This window comes from Kitasatospora sp. NPDC036993, from assembly GCF_055607525.1.
In genome coordinates, this window is the sequence record NZ_JBVJRP010000008.1 from 355,967 (window position 1) to 372,413 (window position 16,447).

18 protein-coding genes are annotated in these 16,447 nt (G+C 73.3%); 4 read left to right on the plus strand and 14 right to left on the minus strand.

What is annotated here, in order from left to right:
• Positions 1–102 precede the first annotated feature (102 nt).
• The 3 genes from ACZ7C5_RS19740 to ACZ7C5_RS19750 form a co-directional block, all read right to left on the minus strand.
• Positions 103–621 carry a gamma carbonic anhydrase family protein gene (locus tag ACZ7C5_RS19740; protein WP_401086682.1) on the minus strand — a complete coding sequence of 173 codons (519 nt, stop codon included), beginning with the start codon at positions 619–621 and terminating at the stop codon, positions 103–105.
• 57 nt (positions 622–678) lie between these two features.
• Complete coding sequence (locus ACZ7C5_RS19745) at positions 679–1,992, minus strand: serine hydrolase domain-containing protein (protein ID WP_470323105.1); 1,314 nt, start codon at positions 1,990–1,992, stop codon at positions 679–681.
• A 222-nt stretch (positions 1,993–2,214) separates the two neighbouring features.
• Complete coding sequence (locus tag ACZ7C5_RS19750) at positions 2,215–2,781, minus strand: DJ-1/PfpI family protein (protein WP_470323106.1); 567 nt, start codon at positions 2,779–2,781, stop codon at positions 2,215–2,217.
• A gap of 258 nt (positions 2,782–3,039) precedes the next feature.
• On the opposite strand from ACZ7C5_RS19750, the gene ACZ7C5_RS19755 reads away from it, so the two are divergent.
• Both ACZ7C5_RS19755 and ACZ7C5_RS19760 read left to right on the plus strand, forming a co-directional pair.
• Positions 3,040–3,588, plus strand: coding sequence for an RBBP9/YdeN family alpha/beta hydrolase (locus tag ACZ7C5_RS19755; protein WP_470323107.1), 549 nt, complete (start codon positions 3,040–3,042; stop codon positions 3,586–3,588).
• A 64-nt stretch (positions 3,589–3,652) separates the two neighbouring features.
• Positions 3,653–4,264, plus strand: coding sequence for a hypothetical protein (locus ACZ7C5_RS19760; RefSeq protein WP_401086693.1), 612 nt, complete (start codon positions 3,653–3,655; stop codon positions 4,262–4,264).
• A gap of 6 nt (positions 4,265–4,270) precedes the next feature.
• Here the strand turns inward: ACZ7C5_RS19760 and ACZ7C5_RS19765 are convergent, their stop codons facing one another.
• From ACZ7C5_RS19765 to map, 6 genes are all read right to left on the minus strand, one after another.
• Positions 4,271–4,585: a hypothetical protein gene (locus ACZ7C5_RS19765; RefSeq protein ID WP_470323108.1), complete on the minus strand. Its 315-nt coding sequence runs from the start codon at positions 4,583–4,585 to the stop codon at positions 4,271–4,273.
• 67 nt (positions 4,586–4,652) lie between these two features.
• Positions 4,653–6,974 carry a transglycosylase domain-containing protein gene (locus ACZ7C5_RS19770; protein WP_470323109.1) on the minus strand — a complete coding sequence of 774 codons (2,322 nt, stop codon included), beginning with the start codon at positions 6,972–6,974 and terminating at the stop codon, positions 4,653–4,655.
• A 169-nt stretch (positions 6,975–7,143) separates the two neighbouring features.
• Entirely contained in the window at positions 7,144–8,667 is a 1,524-nt protein-coding gene (locus ACZ7C5_RS19775) for an alpha/beta hydrolase (protein WP_401086702.1), read from the minus strand.
• Between the two features lie 165 nt (positions 8,668–8,832).
• On the minus strand, positions 8,833–9,258 hold the full coding sequence (locus tag ACZ7C5_RS19780; RefSeq protein WP_188299636.1) for an acyl-CoA thioesterase: 426 nt from the start codon (positions 9,256–9,258) through the stop codon (positions 8,833–8,835).
• Positions 9,259–9,331: 73 nt separating this feature from the next.
• Entirely contained in the window at positions 9,332–10,027 is a 696-nt protein-coding gene (locus tag ACZ7C5_RS19785; RefSeq protein ID WP_401086706.1) for an HAD family hydrolase, read from the minus strand.
• Between the two features lie 78 nt (positions 10,028–10,105).
• Complete coding sequence (gene map, locus ACZ7C5_RS19790) at positions 10,106–10,873, minus strand: type I methionyl aminopeptidase (protein WP_401086709.1); 768 nt, start codon at positions 10,871–10,873, stop codon at positions 10,106–10,108.
• 111 nt (positions 10,874–10,984) lie between these two features.
• Here map and ACZ7C5_RS19795 point away from each other — a divergent pair, with 111 nt between their 5' ends.
• A complete protein-coding gene (locus ACZ7C5_RS19795; RefSeq protein ID WP_188299640.1) occupies positions 10,985–11,254 on the plus strand; it encodes a helix-turn-helix domain-containing protein in 270 nt (89 codons plus the stop codon).
• A 90-nt stretch (positions 11,255–11,344) separates the two neighbouring features.
• Here ACZ7C5_RS19795 and ACZ7C5_RS19800 read toward each other — a convergent pair whose 3' ends face one another.
• From ACZ7C5_RS19800 to ACZ7C5_RS19810, 3 genes are all read right to left on the minus strand, one after another.
• Positions 11,345–12,736, minus strand: a complete 1,392-nt coding sequence (locus ACZ7C5_RS19800; protein WP_401086713.1) for an ABC transporter substrate-binding protein — start codon at positions 12,734–12,736, stop codon at positions 11,345–11,347.
• Positions 12,737–12,799: 63 nt separating this feature from the next.
• On the minus strand, positions 12,800–13,696 hold the full coding sequence (locus tag ACZ7C5_RS19805; RefSeq protein WP_188299642.1) for a carbohydrate ABC transporter permease: 897 nt from the start codon (positions 13,694–13,696) through the stop codon (positions 12,800–12,802).
• A complete protein-coding gene (locus ACZ7C5_RS19810; RefSeq protein WP_470323110.1) occupies positions 13,693–14,631 on the minus strand; it encodes a carbohydrate ABC transporter permease in 939 nt (312 codons plus the stop codon). Before ACZ7C5_RS19810 ends, ACZ7C5_RS19805 begins: the two co-directional genes overlap by 4 nt.
• A 226-nt stretch (positions 14,632–14,857) precedes the next feature.
• Between ACZ7C5_RS19810 and ACZ7C5_RS19815 the strand changes: the two genes are divergently transcribed.
• Positions 14,858–15,511 (plus strand): SMI1/KNR4 family protein, encoded by a 654-nt coding sequence (locus ACZ7C5_RS19815; protein ID WP_470323111.1) that lies wholly within the window; start codon positions 14,858–14,860, stop codon positions 15,509–15,511.
• Between the two features lie 31 nt (positions 15,512–15,542).
• On the opposite strand, the gene ACZ7C5_RS19820 is transcribed toward ACZ7C5_RS19815, so the two are convergent.
• Complete coding sequence (locus ACZ7C5_RS19820) at positions 15,543–16,304, minus strand: SDR family NAD(P)-dependent oxidoreductase (protein ID WP_401086720.1); 762 nt, start codon at positions 16,302–16,304, stop codon at positions 15,543–15,545.
• Positions 16,301–16,441, minus strand: a complete 141-nt coding sequence (locus ACZ7C5_RS19825; RefSeq protein WP_401086723.1) for a hypothetical protein — start codon at positions 16,439–16,441, stop codon at positions 16,301–16,303. The genes ACZ7C5_RS19820 and ACZ7C5_RS19825 overlap by 4 nt, the downstream gene beginning before the upstream one ends.
• Positions 16,442–16,447 lie beyond the last annotated feature (6 nt).

The window sequence follows — 16,447 nt, forward strand, 5'->3', positions numbered from 1 at the left end:
CAGTACGCGACTCCACTGGTGTCGGAGCTCGCCCCGCGGCTCCCGGAGGTTCACCGGTTCCCCGAGGCGGGCTCCGACCGGCCCGGCCGGACGGCGTTGCGGCTAGATCTCCCCGTGCGCCTCGGCGAGCAGCTGGTAGCCGGCGCCGTTGGCCTTGATGCCCGCCTTCTCGTCCTCGGTCAGCTCGCGGCGGACCTTGGCCGGGACGCCGGCGACCAGTGATCCCGGCGGGACGGCCATGCCCTGCGGCACCACCGCGCCGGCCGCGACCAGCGAACCGGCGCCGATCCGGGCGCCGTTGAGCACGGTGGCGTTCATGCCCACCAGCGCGTCGTCCTCGACCGTGCAGCCGTGCAGCACCGCGTTGTGGCCGACCGAGATCCGTTCGCCGACCACCAGCGGGAAGCCGGGGTCGGCGTGCAGGGTGCAGTTGTCCTGGATGTTGCTGCCCGCGCCGACGGTGATCGACTCGGCGTCCCCGCGCAGCACCGCGCCGTACCAGAGGCTCGCGCCCGCGGCGACGGTCACGTCCCCGACCACGACGGCGTTCGGCGCCACGAAGGCGCTCGGGTCGACGGCCGGCACCTTGCCCCCGACTGCGGCGATCAGCGGCTCTGCCATGTCTCGTCCTCCTGATGACGGTGGGCGGTTGTGTCGCCGGTCAGCGTAGGGGGTCGGTCACGGCGCCATGCGGGCGAGGTCGGTTCCGGCGGCCGCCGGCCGGACGCCGCACAGCGCGGTCGTGATCACCTTGTTCCAGGCGGCGTTGGCGGCGTCGTCCGGGGCGTCGTAGACGGTGGTGTTCCCGGCGAACTCGCGCCTGCCGTCCGCCGAGCCGAGCATCATCGTGCTGTAGCCGGGGATGCCGCCGGCGTGGCCCCAGAAGGAACCGCAGGGGGTGTCCAGGCGTTGCAGTCCGAGGCCGTAGGTCCGGCCCTCGCCGTGGTCGGTGGTCTGTTGCATGGCGGCGAGTTCGGCCGGGCGCAGCAGGCGGCCGCCGAGCAGGGCGTCCAGGAAGGTGGTCAGGTCGGCGGTGGTGGAGACGCCCGCGCCGGACGGGCCGGCCATCGAGGGGTTGAACAGGGTGACGTCGACCGGGCCGGTGTCGGCCTTGTAGTAGCCGCGGGCGTGCGGGCCGGGGAGGAAGGGCGAGTCGCCGGGCATCCGGGTGCCGGTGAGGCCGAGCGGGCGGATGATCCTGCTGGTCACCTCCTCGTTCCAGCCGCGGCCGGTGAGCTTCTCGATGACCATCCCGACCAGGATGTAGTTGGTGTTGGAGTACTGCCAGTCCTGGCCGGGCGGGAAGGCGGGCGGGTAGCGCTTGGCGATGTCCACCAGGTCCTGGAGACCGTAGTGCTTGAAGCGGCCGCCGGCGAGCCACTCCGGCCGCCGGAAGTCGAAGGCCTGGTCCTGGGTGTAGTCGGCGACGCCGCTGGTGTGGTTGAGCAGTTGCCGGACGGTGATGGCGCTGCTGTTCGGGACGATGCCCGGCAGCAGGCACTCCAGGCGGTCGTCGAGGTCCAGCCGGTGTTCGCCGACGAGCTGGAGCAGGGTGGTGGCGACGAAGGGCTTGGTGGCGCTGCCGATCCGGAAGGAGCCGCGCGGGTCGGCGGGCCGGCCGGTGGCGAGTTCGGCGACGCCGGTGGCGTTGCGCCAGACCAGCCGGCCGTCCTCGCGGACGGCGCCGAGGGCGGAGGTCGCGTAGCCGGGGTCGGTCATCCCGGCGAGGGCGGCGTCGGCGGCCGCCCAGTCGGCGTGGCGCTCGGGGGTGTCGCCGGCGCCGGCCCGGGTGGCGGCGCCGGCGTGCGGGGCGCCGCAGCCGGCGGCGGGACGGCCGGCGGGCTGGGCGGCGGCGGCCGGGGCCAGTGCGGCCAGCAGGCCGGCGCCGACGGCGGCCGCGATGGCGGTGCGCAGGGCCGGCCGGTGGCGCGCGGTGGCCGGAGCGGTCCGGGTGGCCGTCGGAACGGTCGGAAGGGTCGGGGCGGCGGTCATGCCGGCCTCCCTGGTCTGGGTGGTGGGAGTCGTCAACCGGAGCGTGGCCCCCGGCTGTTGACACCCTGTCAGAGCATCGGGTGGCGGTCGTCGACCGATGGGCGGTGGCCGACCCTGATCGCACCCGGAACGGACCCGGAGCCGTACCCCGAGACGGCTCGGGGTACGGCTCCGGGAGGAACGGCTCCGGGAACAGCCGTGGGAACGGCGGCGGGGCGTGCGTCAGGCGAGCGGCGCCTTGGTGCGCAGGACCTCGATGAAGGCCCGCAGCCACTCCGGGTGGTCGGGCCAGGCGCGGGCCGAGACGACCACGCCGTCCACCACCGCCTCGCCGTCCACGAACTCGGCGCCCGCCGCCCTGACGTCCGGGGCGAGCGCGGGGTAGGCGGAGGTGCGGCGGCCGTCCAGCACGCCGGCGGCGGCGGTGATCAGCGGGCCGTGGCAGATCTGGGCGACGGGCTTGTCACCGGCGAAGAAGTGCCGGGTGATCCGCTGCACGTCCGGGTCGTTGCGCAGGTACTCGGGGGCGCGTCCGCCGGGGATGACCAGGGCCACGTAGTCGGCCGGGTCGACGTCGGCGAAGGCCAGGTCGGCGGGCCAGGTGTAGCCGGGCTTCTCGGTGTAGGTGTCGAACCCCTCGACGAAGTCGTGCACCACGAACTGGAGCCGCTTCCTGCTGGGTGCCGCGATGTCGACCTGGTACCCCTCCTCGCGCAGCCGCTGGTACGGGTAGAACACCTCCAGTGACTCGGCGGCGTCTCCGGTGACGAGCAGGATCTTCGATGTCATCGCCGACATCCCTCCACGTGGTCGAGCCTCAGGTCGGGTGCGGGCCCCGGTCGGTGGCGGCCGGCCGGGGCCCGGTCCAACCTCCCGTACCGGCGACACGGTTGGCAACGGGGCGCACCGGGCGCACAACGGCGCATGCGGAGGTGTTCGCGCCGGTTGCACGGGGCGCGCGCCGGTTGCACGCCCGGCTGCGGGGGCGGTCGGACCGCGGCCTAGACTCCAGTGCTGCCCACGACCGTCCCCCTCCCGGAGGAGCCCATGCCGGACCGCACCACCTACCTCGTCCTCCCCGGCTACCGGAATTCCGGGCCCGGGCACTGGCAGACCCGTTGGGAGACGGCCGAGCCGGACTCGTTCCGCCGGGTCGTCCAGGCGGACTGGGAGCACCCGGAGCGGGCCGACTGGGTGGCCCGGGTGGACGCGGCGGTGGCCGAGGCCGCCGCCGAGGGCCCGGTGGTGCTGGTCGCCCACAGCCTGGGCTGCGTCGCGACGGCCCACTGGGTGGCCAGCGCGCCCGCCGAGCGGACCGCCGCCGTCCGGGGCGCGCTGCTGGTGGCCCCGGCGGACGTCGACACCGCCGAGGTCCCCGAGCTGCTGGGCTTCCGCCCGGTGGCGCTGGAGCGGTTCCCGTTCCCGGCCGTCGTGGTCTCCTCGACCGACGACCCCTGGGTGCGCGCCGAACGGGCCCGGGCGTTCGCCGCGGCCTGGGGAGCCCGGTACGTCGAGCCGGGAGCGTACGGGCACCTCAACTCCGACTCAGGGCTGGGCGACTGGCCGGAGGGCCGCAAGCTGCTCGCCGAGCTGTGACCGCGCCGACGGGGGAACCGGGCGCGGGGGAACCGGGCACGAGGGAAGCGGGGGCAGCGGGACGATGAACCGGGGGACGACGAACCGACGCACGTCCCGGGCCAGGCGCGTCCTGGTCCGGCTGCTGGCGGCCGGCGGGCTGGGCGCCGTGCTGCTGTACACCTGGGGGCAGTGGGAGAGCCGCTCGGGCGGGCTGATGCTGGTCGCCGACCTGCTCAACCGGCCGGAGGCACTGCTCGGCGGGGCGCTGGCCGCGCTGATCGCGGCCGCCTGGCTCGGCGACCTGCGCACCGCCGTACGGACGGCCACCCGGTCGGTCACGGTGACCGCCGGGGTGGTGTTCCTGCTCGGGGTGCTGGCCGTGCACAAGGTGTCGGCGGCCGAGACCCGCAGCCGGGAGGACGCCCCGGCCGGGGCCGAGCGCTCCCTGGTGGTGGTGCACCTCTCGTACGCCGCGGGGCCGGAGGCGGGCGAGCGCTGGCAGGTGCTGCTGGAGACCGGCGCGGGCTGGTCGGCCCGGCGCTGGTCGCTCGCCGACGTCGGCGGCGGCCCGGACGGGGCCAGGCTGGTGGGGGCGAGCTGGACCGGACGGTCGCAGGTCACCGTGGTGACCGACTCCTACCGGCGGGTGTTCAACCTCGACCAGGACAGCGGCGAGCCGGTCGAGGCGCGCTGACCCCGCTCAGCCCAGCCCCAGGGCGTGGGCGCCGAGCGCCAGCAGGGCCGCGTTGCCGGCCGCGCCCAGGGCGGTGGCGGCCAGGAAGCGGACCGCCGTGCCGTCCGGGAAGGGGCTCAGGGTCATCGCCGAGAGGAAGCCGGGCATCGTCCACACCACCGCCGCCCACTGCCGCACGGCGCTCGTGGCGCCCCCGTGACCCGCCGCGCCCGCGCCGGCGCGCAGTTCGTGGGCGGCGGCGAGCCCGATCACCAGGTAGCCGGCCAGGTAACCGGCCGAGGGGCAGAGGACGGCGGGGACGCCGAGGATGCTGTGCGGCATGCGGTCATCGTCCGCCGACGGGCCCCGGCCCCGCATGAGTACCCGTACTCATGCGGGGCCGGGCGGTTCACCGGTCCTCGGGGGACGGCGAGTCCGCGGTACCGGGCTGGGTGGTCGGCGGCGCGGAGCGGCCGGTCGGGCCGGTGCCGCGCGGCTTGCCGGTGTTCCCCTGGCCCCCGGTGGTGGGGACGCCGGTGCAGCCGGACGGAGCCGGCGAGCCGCTGGAGGTCGTGCAGTTGCCGTCGCGCCGGGGCGGGTCGGGGATGTAGACGGTGGTGAACTCCTTCTCCGGCATGCCCCGGACCGCGTCGCTCATCGCCTGCTGCCAGATCGGCCCGGGACCGGTGGCGCCGAAGACCTCGGCCTGGTACTTGCCGCCGATCCTGATGTTGCGCATCGGCACCTTGGTGCCCGGGCTGCCCAGCCAGACCGAGCCCGCCAGGTTGCCGGTGTAGCCGGTGAACCAGGCCGACTTCTTCTCGTCGGTGGTGCCGGTCTTGCCGGCGATCTGGCGGTTGTCGTCCAGGCCGAGGTCCCGCGCGGTGCCGCCCTTCTCGGTCACCCCGAGCAGCACGCTGTTGATCACGTCGGCGGTGCCCTCGGACATCGCCGGGGTGCACCGGGCCGGGGGCACCGGGACGTCGGCGCCGTCCACGGTGGTGATCCGGTTGATCGCCAGCGGCGCGCAGTAGGTGCCCCGGGCGGCGAAGGTCGCGTACACGTTGGCCATGGTCAGCGGGCTGACCTCCTGGGTGCCGAGACCGAGCGCGGGCAGTTCCTGGAGCGGGTCGCCGCTCGCCTTGCCCGTCACGCCCAGCTTGTTGGCCATCTGCTTGACCGCGCAGAGGCCGATCTCCTGCTCCATCTGCACGAAGTAGGTGTTCACGGACATCGCCATGGCCTGCTTCAGGTCGTACGGCCCGACCTCGGAGGTGCTCTCGTTGGGGATGGTCCCCTCCTTCTTGCCCTTGCTGAGGTTCTTCCAGGTGCCGTCGCAGGTCTTCATCGTCGGCCAGTCCATCCGGTTGGGCGAGTCGTACCGCTGGGTGGGCGGCAGACCGGCCTCCAGGGCGGCGGCGGCCACGATCGGCTTGAAGTTGGAGCCGGGCTGGAAGCCGATGCCGCCGCCCATCCCCGCGTCCACGTTGTAGTTGACGACGGTCTCGTTCTTCTCCTTGGCCAGGCCGTACGGGCGGGTCTGCGCCATCGCCAGGATCTTGCCGGAGCCGGGCTCGACCATCGTCATCGCGGCCGAGACCGGGTCGGTGACGTACACCTTGGTGGAGACGGAGTTCTGGGCGGCGGTCTGCTTGTCCGGGTCCAGGGTGGTGTAGATGTTCAGGCCGCCGGTGTCCCACAGCTTCTTGCGGTCGGCCGAGTTCTTGCCGAACTCCGGGTCCTGCTTGACCACGTGCCGCACGTAGTCGCAGAAGAAGCCCATGCCGGCCTTGGCGGTGATGCAGCCGTTGCGCGGGTCCTTGTAGTTGAGGCCGAGCGGGGCCGCCTTCGCCTCCCTGGCCTGGTCCGCGGTGATGTGCTTGTTCTCCACCATCTTGTCGATGACGGTGTCGCGGCGCTTCTGGGCGGCCACCGGGTGCAGCTTGGGGTCGTACTGGGAGGGGTTCTGCACCAGCCCGGCGAGCATCGCCGCCTCGGGGAGGCCGAGGTCCTTGGCGTCCTTGCTGAAGTAGCGCTGGGAGGCGGCCTGGATGCCGTACGCCTGGTGGCCGTAGAAGGTGATGTTGAGGTAGTTGGTGAGGATCTGCTCCTTGGTCAGGTCCTCCTCCAGCTTGATGGCGTACCGGAGTTCCTGGATCTTGCGGCCGAGCGTCTTGCGCTGGGCCTCGCGCACCGCGTCCGGATCGTCCCCGGCCTTCTCCACGTTGACGTTCTTCACGTACTGCTGGGTCAGGGTGGAGGCGCCCTGGACGGCGGCGCCGCTCTCCGCGTTCTTGGTGATGGCGCGCAGGACGCCCTTGAGGTCGACGGCGCCGTGCTCGTAGAAGCGGGCGTCCTCGATGTCGACCTGCGCGGTGCGGATCAGCGGGGACATCTGGTCGGCGGGTATGACGGTGCGGTCGCGCTCGTACACCTTGGCGATCAGGCCGCCCTTGGCGTCGAAGATCTGGGTCGCCTGGGTGAGCGGCGGCGTCTTGAAGTCGTCGGGGATGCTCTCGAAGCCCTCGGCGCCGTTCTTCGCCCCGAGCCCGACCGCCCCGGCCGCCGGGAGTACCACGCCCGCCAGCAGCACGCCGCCGAGCACGCTGGCGCCGAGGAAGGTGGCCGCGTGGCCCAGGAATCCGAGCGGGGTCGCGCGGCGCCTCGGGCGCTGGACCCAGGTGTCGCCCGGGTCCGAGGCGGCGGGTGTGCGGCGGCTCTTCGGTGACATAGATCGAACACTACGGCCGTGAACAGGCCGTGTGGAGCGGGTGTTGGCGAAGGATTGTCACAAAATCGCGACGGATTCGACTCATTGCCGAGGGCCGGACGCCGGTGCACACCGGGACAAGGACCGTTCGTCTACGGCCCGCTGCCCCGGCGCGCCGGCTCCCCGCAGCTCAGCCGGCCGGGCAGAAGACGTCCCCGGCCGGGCGCCGGCCGGTCACCAGGTAGTCCGTCACCACCTCGTCGCCGCAGGCGTTCCCGTTGGCCCGGTACACGTCATGACCGCCCGCGTCCACCGTCACCATCCTGGCCCGGTCCCCGAACGCCGCGCGCAGCTTGAGCGCGCCGGCGTACGGGGTGGCGGGGTCGCGCAGGTTCTGGGCCAGCAGGACGTTCGCCGGGCCCCGGTCGGTGACCCGCACCGGCGGCTCGACGGGCGCGAACGGCCAGAAGGCGCACGGCATCACGTTCACCGGCATGCCGGCCGTGAGCGGACGGGCGGCGCGCTCGGCGGCGACGTCCCTGGTGTACGCGGCCTGGTCGGCGGGCCAGCTCACGTCGTTGCAGAGGGTGGCGGCCGAGGCCGCGATGTGGTTCTGCATCACGTCGTCCGGCTGCGACCCCGACTGGGTCCCGGGCAGCGGGCGGCTGCCCAGGCCCGCCAGCATCAGCCGGGCGAGGACCGGGAAGCGACTGTCCGCGTAGAGGGCCTGCATCATGGTCTCGCGCAGCACGTCGCCGTTCAGCTCCGCCGGGTTGGCCCCCGGCCAGGGGATCGGCTCGCGGTCCAGGCGGGCGGCGAGGCCGAGGAAGAGCGGACGGACCTCCTCGGGGGTGTCCGCGAGCCGGTCCGGATTGTCCGGCGCCGCGGCCCACTTCGCGAAGTCGGGGAAGCGCTCCTCGGCGCCCCGGCCGAAGGCCGCGAGCCAGCCGCGCCCGACCCGGGTCGGGTCCGGGTCGTCGTTGCTGTCCAGCACGATCCGGTCGGTGCGCTCGGGGAACATGGTGGCGTAGACGGCGCCCGCGTAGGTGCCGTACGAGGTGCCCCAGGCGGACAGCCGGCGCTCGCCGAGGGCCCGGCGGATGCTGTCGATGTCGCGGGCCTCGTTCGCGGTGGAGACGCTGCGCAGCACCGGGCCGCCGTTGCGGGCGCAGGCCTCGGCGAACCGGTGTCCGGTGGCGACGTTCCCGTCGATCGAGCCGTCGGCGGCGGGCCAGGGGCGGAGCTTGACCCACGCCAGGTCCTCGTGTTCCAGGCCGCAGCTGATCGGGGTGGAGCGGCCGACCCCGCGCGGGTCGAAGCCGACCAGGTCGTAGCGGTCCCGGACGGACTCCGGGAGGCGACCGTACGCGTCGGACGGGCGGTCCAGGCCGTTGTCCCCGGGGCCGCCGGGGATGATCAGCAGGACACCGCGGCGCAGGCCCGGTTTCGCGGTGGCGATCCGGGAGACGGCGAGCGTGATCCGCGCGCCGTGCGGATCACGGTAGTCCAGCGGGACGGTGAGGTCGGCGCACTTCTGCGCCCGGTTCACCTCACCCTCGCAGGTGGTCCAGGCGAGGCGGTCGCTGCCGGGCTTCGGGCCGTCGGCCGCGCCGGCGGGCACGGCGCTCAGGGCGGTGACGGCGAGGGCGGCGGCCGCGGTGATCACGGCGGTGACGGTGCGAGCGGCAGTGATGGTGCGAGCGGACTTCGTCATGCCCAGGAGTCTGCTGGGGCACGGCAGTTGGGCCCATCCGGGCAGCAGGACGGTCGAGGGTGGGGAAATCCCCCGGACGCCTGGCGCGGGGTGGAGACCGCCACCGGTGGCGGTCTCCGGCCACGGCGGCGAGGGGTCGCGGGAGGGACCGGCGCCCCGGCCGGGTCAGAGGCCGAGCAGCCCCGGGTCGGCGGCGAGGGCGCGCAGCGGTTCGCGCGGGTCGGCGACCAGCCGGCGCTCCGCCAGGTCGAGGATGCCGCCGACGCCGGTGATCTCGGCGGCCAGCACACCGTCCTCGCGGACCAGCCGCTGCACCACCTGGAAGGTCTTGCCCTCCCGCCAGCTGAACGAGCAGCTGACCTCCACCGCGTCGCCCGCGCGCAGCTCCCGCAGGTACTTGACCGTGGTCTCCAGGACCACCGGGCCCACCCCCGCGGCGACCAGGTCCGCCTGGCGGATCCCGGCCGCCCGCAGGTACTCCCAGCGGGCGTGCTCGGCGTACTGGAGGTAGACCGCCTGGTTGAGGTGGCCCTGGGTGTCGGTCTCGTACCCGCGGACGGTGACGTGCGTGGTGAAGTCCTGATCGCTCATGCCCCGCACGGTACTCCCGGCCGCCGGGCGCCACCCCGTGTCCTGCCTCACCCCGGCCGGGCGGCCTCCCCGGTCACCCGGGCAGGACGGCGAGCAGCGCGGTCAGGGCGTCCGGGCGCAGGTCGACGGGCAGGTGGTCGACGGGGTGGAAGGCGCAGCCGAGCGCGGTCGCGCCGCCGTCGCAGGTGCGGTCGTCACCCACCATCAGCACGTCGGACGGGGCCAGGCCGAGGCGTTCGCAGGCGGTCTCGAAGATCACCGGGTCGGGCTTCTGGGCGCCGACCTCGCAGGACAGCACGTAGACGTCGACCAGTTCGTCCAGGCCGTGCGCGCGGAAGATCGGACGCAGGTCCCAGCCGACGTTGCTCACCACCGCGACCGGCAGGCCCCGGCGGCGCAGCTCGCGCAGCACGGGGAGCGCGTCCGGGTACGGGCGCCAGCTCCCGGGCGCGATGTGGGAGTCGTAGAGGGCGTCCACGTCGAGGCCCGCGGGCGGCTCGGCGGCACGGGTCAGCGCGGTGTACGCGGTGCGGTGCAGCTCGGGGGTCAGGTCCCTGGTGTCCCAGGCCTCCTGGACCTCCGGTGGGATGCGGCGCGGCACCACCCCGCCGGGCAGTGCGCCGAACTCCTCCAGCCTGGCCACCAGTTCGGCCTCCTCCCGGGCGGTCAGGCCGAGGCCGGTGGCGGCGGTGTGGGCCGCCAGCCACTCCGCGGTGGAGACCACCCTGAGCAGGGTGCCGGAGAAGTCGAACATCACAGCTTTGATCATGACGGCGAGCCTAGCGGCGCCCCGCCCGGCCGTCCGGCGTTCCGGGTCAGGGCAGGGTCGGGTCAGGGCAGGGTCGGGTCAGGGCAGGGTGAGGATGCGCGGCCCGTCCTCGGTGATGGCGACGGTGTGTTCCACGTGGGCGGCCCGGCTGCCGTCGGTGGTGCGCAGGGTCCAGCCGTCCGGGTCGGTGCGGTGGTCGTCGCGGCCGCCGGCCAGCAGCATCGGCTCGATCGCCAGCACCAGGCCGGGGCGCAGCGGGTAACCCCGTCCCGGGCGGCCCTCGTTGGCCACGTGCGGGTCCTCGTGCATCCGGCGGCCGATGCCGTGCCCGCCGTAGCCGTCCAGCAGGCCGTACCGGCCGGCCCGGGCGACGGTGCCGATGGCGTGGGCGATGTCCCCGGTCCGGTTGCCGGCCACGGCGGCGGCGATGCCCGCCTCCAGGGCGCGCCGGGCGGTCTCGATCAGGGCGGTGTCCTCGGGACGGGCGGTGCCGACGGTGAAGCTGACCGCCGAGTCCCCGGCCCAGCCGTCCAGGAGGGCGCCGCAGTCGATGCTCACCAGGTCGCCGTCGCGCAGCCGGTAGCCGTCCGGGATGCCGTGCACCACGGCGTCGTTCACCGAGGCGCAGATGACGGCCGGGAACGGGACGGGTGCGAAGGCCGGGCGGTAGCCGAGGAACGGCGAGGTCGCTCCGGCGGCCTTGAGGACGCCCCGGGCGACCTCGTCCAGCTCCAGCAGGCTGACGCCGGCCGCCGCCTGTTCCCGGACGGCCGCCAGTGCGTCCGCCACCACCCGTCCGGCCTCGCGCATCGCGGCCAACGCGGTGTCCGACTTGAGTTCGACCATGGTGCGCCTCTCCCCTGAATCCAATTCTTATACCGGTATTTGTATCACGCTCGCGGGGCGCGGACGGCCACTCCCGCGGCGCCCCCGGCGAGAGGCCCTAGACTCGTCGGCATGGTGAGGACTCCGCTGACCCCGTGGGAGCGCGAGCGCGGCGAGCACTTCGGGGCGCTGCTCCGCGAGGCGCGCGGCGGACGCAGCATGGTCGAGGTGGCGGCGGTGGCCGGCGTCTCGGCGGAGACGCTGCGGAAGATCGAGACCGGCCGGGCGCCGACGCCGTCCTTCTTCACCATCGCGGCACTGGCCTTCGCACTCGACCTGTCGCTGGACGAACTGGCCGCCGCGTGCGCGCCCCCGGCGGAGGGCGAGGCGCTCTCCGCGTAGCGCGCCGCTGGGCGCCCACCCCGTACGACGGCGGCCCGCCCCGCGCGTGGTGCGCCGGGCGGGCCGCCGTCGTGCCGCGGTCCGGACGGCTCAGCCGACCGAGCTGTTGTAGCTCTCGATCGCCGGCTGGAGCTCCTTCGCCGCGTCCGCCAGGGCCTGCTGGGCCGGCTTGGTGCCCGCGATGGTCTGCTCGATCGCGGTCTCCACGCCCTTGCGGGCCTGCGGCATCACGCCGAGCAGGCAGCCGGCCGTGGCCGGGGTCGGCTTGGTCGCCTTGAGCTGGTCGATCGCGGTCTGGAACTGCGGGTACTTGGCCACCCACTCCTTGTCCTTGGGGTCGTCCAGGGACTTCTTGTTGACCGGGAAGTAGCCGGTGCCGGTGTGCCAGACGGCCTGCTGCTCGGGGGCGGAGACGAACTTCTCGAACTCCCAGGCGGCGCGCTTCTCGGCGTCCGAGTGGCCGGGGCCGCTGATCCACAGCGAAGCGCCGCCGATCACCGGGCCGCCCTGGTCAGCGGCGTTCACCTTCGGGAAGGCCGCGGTGCCGACGCCGAACTTCGCGGCCTCGGTGTAGCCGCGCAGCACACCGGTGGACTCCAGGTGCATGGCGACCGTCCCGGCCTTGAAGGCGGCCTGGGCGTCGTCGGTGTTGCGGCCGGTGTTGGCCGCGTAGCCGCCCTTGACCAGGTCGGCCCACCACTGGACGATCTGGGCGCCCTGGGCGGAGTCGAAGACGACCTTGCCCGCCTTGTTGCTGCGGCCGTTGTCGTTGTCGCAGTACATGGCGCCGGACTCGGCCAGCAGCTGCTCGACGAACCAGCCGTAGATGGCCGCGCCGAAGCCGTACCTGACGGTCTTGTCGCCGTCCTTCCTGGTCAGCTTCCTGGCCAGCTCGCCCAGCTCGTTCAGGTCCTTGGGCGCCTGGGCCGGGTCGAGGCCGGCCTCCTTGAAGGCGTCCTCGTTCAGGTAGAGCAGCGGCATCGAGGAGTTGAACGGCATCGACTGGAGCTTGCCGCCGACCGAGTAGTAGTTGCGGATGTTGGCGTCCAGGTCGTCCAGCGCGTAGCCGTCCTTGTCGGCGAAGGCCTGCGCCGGGACGGTCTGCTTGGAGTCGATCATGAACCGGGTGCCGATGTCGTAGACCTGCGCCAGGGCGGGGGTGCCCTTCTGCTGCACCGCGGCCTTGTACTTGGTGACCAGCTCGTCGTACTTGCCCTGGAACTGCGCCTTGACCTCGATCTTGCCCGGGTGGGCGGCGTTGAACTGGCCGACCAGCCCGTTCAGCACCTCCGCGTTCTTTCCGGTCATCGAGTGCCAGAACTCCACGGTGGTGACACCGGAGGCCTGGTCGAGCGCCTGGGCGCCGGGCGCGCCGGCGTCGGAGGAGCCGCCCGAACCGGAGCCGGAGCCACCGGAGCTACAGGCGGTCAGGGACAGGCCGGCCACCAGCAGGGCCGCGAGCGCGCGCGCACTCTTCTTCACGAGGGTTCTCTCTCTTTCCGGGAGGACGGAGCGTCCAGGGGAGGGACGTGGACGGGACGGGGGTCAGCGGACCGCGCCCGCGGTGAGGCCGCGGACGATGAAGCGCTGGCCGAAGACCACCAGGGCGAGGGTGGGCAGCAGGGAGAGCACGACGCCGGCCAGGATCAGCCCGGGGTCGGCCATCTCGGCGTCGCGCAGCGAGGTCAGCCCGATCTGGAGGGTCTGCATGTCCGCCGTGCGGGTGATGATCAGCGGCCAGAAGTACTGGTTCCAGGCCGACAGGAAGACGTAGATCGACAGCGCGGCGATGGCCGGCTTGTTCAGCGGGACGACGATCCGCCACAGGAACCGCCAGTGGCCGGCCCCGTCGATCCTGGCGGCGTCGCGCAGTTCGCCGGGCAGCTGGCGGAAGGCCTGGCGGAGCATGAAGGTGCCGAAGCCGGAGGCCAGGAAGGGCAGCATCAGGCCGAAGTAGGTGTTGCCGAGCCCCCAGTCGGACAGCGTCAGGTAGTTGGGGATGATGATGGCCTCCCACGGGACCATCAGGGTGGCCAGGAACACCCCGAACACCGCGGCCCGCGCCTTCATCGGCAGGAAGACGAAGGCGTACGCGGCGAGCACCGAGGTGAACAGCTGGGCGAGGGTGATCCCGGTCGCCACGAGCGCCGAGTTGGCGTACTGGCGGGCCAGCGGGATGGCCTCCACGGCGCCGGAGAAGTTCCGCCCGGTGACCGAGTGCGGCACCAGCGCCGGCGGGTAGGACGAGAGTTCGGACGGGCCCATGAAGGCGCCGGCGATCGCGTAGTAGACCGGGAAGGCCACGGTGACCATGGCGACGGCGAGCAGCAGGTAGACGGCGGCGCGGCCGAGCAGGTCGCGCGGGGAGCGCCCGGCGAGGGCGCGGGGGCGCGGGCGGGGCGCCTCGGTCTCCGTCGTGGTGCCGGTGGTCAGTGTGGTCATGCGTAGTGCACCTTCCGCTCCAGGACGCCGAACTGGACGGCCGTGCAGGCGAGGACGACCACGAGCAGCACCACGGCCTGGGCGCTCGCGGTGCCGAAGTCGCTGGAGCCGTAGGCGAAGGCCTTCTCGTAGACGGAGTAGACGAGGGTCCGGGTGGAGCCGTCGGGCCCGCCCTTGGTGAGGATGTGGATCTGGCCGAAGCTCTGGAGCGCGTGGACGGTGGAGACCACGGTCAGGAAGAACAGGTTCGGACCGAGCATCGGGATAGTGATCGAGCGGGCCAGCCGCAGGCCGGAGGCGCCGTCGATGCGGGCCGCCTCCACGACCTCCCCCGGGATCGAGCCGATGCCCGCGGAGAGCACCAGCACGTTGTAACCGAGGTTCATCCAGACCGTGGTGACGGCCACCGAGACCAGCGCGTAGCGGGAGTCGGTCAGCCAGCCGACCGGGCCGAGGCCGACGCGCGAGAGCAGGCCGTTGAGCACCCCGCTGGCGGGGTTGAAGAACACCGCGAAGACCACCGAGGCGCTGGCCACCGAGAAGGCGAAGGGCAGCGCGAAGACCGAGCGGAGCAGCCGCACGCCGCGGATCCGGTTCTCCAGGAGCAGGACCAGCGCCAGGGCGCCGAGCACGCCGGGCACCACGGTGAACAGCGTGAACAGTGCCGTGGTCACCAGGGTGCGGCCGAAGTCGGCGGAGGCGAACAGGTCGGTGTAGTGCTTCGTCCCCACGTAGCGGGAGGGCGCGCCGAAGAGGTCGTTGGCGTGTCCGCTCAGGTAGACGGTCCGCCACAGCGGGTAGCCGATGAAGAGGACGAAGACCACCAGCGAGGGCAGCAGGAAGGCCCAGGCGAGCCCGTGCTCGCCCCAGCGGCCTCCCCGGTGCGCTCGTGGGCGGCGGCCCGGGAGGGGCTCGGTGTGCGGTGCGGTCGGCATCTGTCGCGCGTCCGCCTTTCGTGACGTCGGTTCCGGCCGAAACCGTGTCCTGCCCACACGACGCCGTGGGAACCCCGTGGTGATCAGCGGGTGTCGCCGGGATTACGCGTTCGCGTCAGGTCCGGCAGGTCGTGCCCGGACGGGCGGTCGGGCGGTTCGGCGGGTTGTCACCGGGGTGTCGTACGGTGCGCTGATGGACGAAACGGATTTCGATTTCCCTGCCGCAATGGCCGAAAGCGCGCGCTCCCGCGCGGGTGCCTGGGCGTTCGTCAGGGGCTTCGCCGCGTACTGGGGCGAACCGCTGGGGCCCGGCGACGGCTTCACGGAGGCGGAGCTGGACGCGGCCGAGCGGCGGCTGGGCCTGCGGCTGCCGCCGGCGCTGCGCGAGGCGTACCGGCTGTTCGGCCGCCGGGCCGACCTGACCAGCAGCCAGGACGTGCTGCTGACGCCGGACGAGCTGCGCGTGATGGACGGCGCGCTGGTGTACCGGGCGGAGAACCAGGGGTGCGCGCACTGGGGCGTGCTGCTGGACGACCTCGCGCTGGAGGACCCGCCGACGGTGATCCGGCCGGACCTGGCGGACAAGTCGCAGGAGCGGTGGGAGCCCTGGGAGGAGCGCTTCTCGACGGCGGCCGTGGTGATGGCGCTGATGGAGAAGCTGCTGGAGGACCACGAGCTGTCCGACTTCCTCGAACTGGACGAGGAACTGCCGGACGGCCTGCGGGAGTTGCCCGCGCTGGGACGCAACTTCCGCTGGCACCAGGGGCCCGAGGTGCTGGTCGGGGTGGCCGAGGAGGCCTGGGTGATCGCCCGGGCACGCACCTCGGAGGCGCTGGACGCGCTCTACGAGGCGGTGCCCGGGGAGTGGCTGGGCGAGTAGGGCCGGCCGCGGCCGGGCGGCGAAGCCCCGGTCAGGCGGAGGAGCCGCCGTCCAGCACCAGGTCGCTGCCGACGGTGTAGCCGGCCTCCGGCGACGCCAGGTACAGCACCGCGGCGGCCACCTCCTCCACCGCGCCGGCCCGGCCGACCGGGACCTCGCCCTTCATCCGCTCGGCCTTGGTGTCCGCGTTCTCGCCCGGCCGGGAGGACATCGGGGTGTCCACCGCGCCGGGGCTGACGGTGTTGATCCGCACGCCCTCGGCGATGTGGTCGAGGGCGGCGGCCCTGGTCAGCGCGGTGACCGCGGCCTTGCTGGCGGCGTAGGCACCGACGCCCGCGATCCGCTTGTGGGCGCCCAGGTTGGACGAGACGTTGACGATCGCGCCGCCGCCGTGGGCGCGCATGTGGGCGATCTGCTGCTGCATGGCGAGCAGGGTCCCGGTGACGTTGACGCCGATCAGCCGCTGCCACTCGGCCCCGTCGATGTCGGCGACCGGGCCGAGGGCGCCGATCACCCCGGCGTTGTTGACCGCGACGTCCAGGGAACCGAACCGCTCGACGGTCGTACGGACCAGCCGGGCGGCATCCCGGGCGTCCGTCACGTCGCCGGTCAGCGCGACCGCCGTGCCGCCGGCCAGCTCGATCAGCTCGACGGTCTCGGCGAGCGGGCCCTCGGTGCGGCCGGCGACCGCGACCCTGGCGCCCTCCCGGGCGAAGGCGAGCGCGATGGCCCGGCCGATGCCGCTGCCGCCGCCGGTGACCAGGACGGACGTGTCGGCGAAGCGCGTGGTCATGAGGTGAACTCCTTGAGTCGGGCGGTGCTTTCGGGTGTGGTGGCGATGGTGTCGTGGTGGTTCCCGGGCAGGGCGGCGACCGTGATCGCGGTGAGCGCCGCCCCTGCGACGTACCGGCCGGTAGAGATGACAGTCATGTAAAA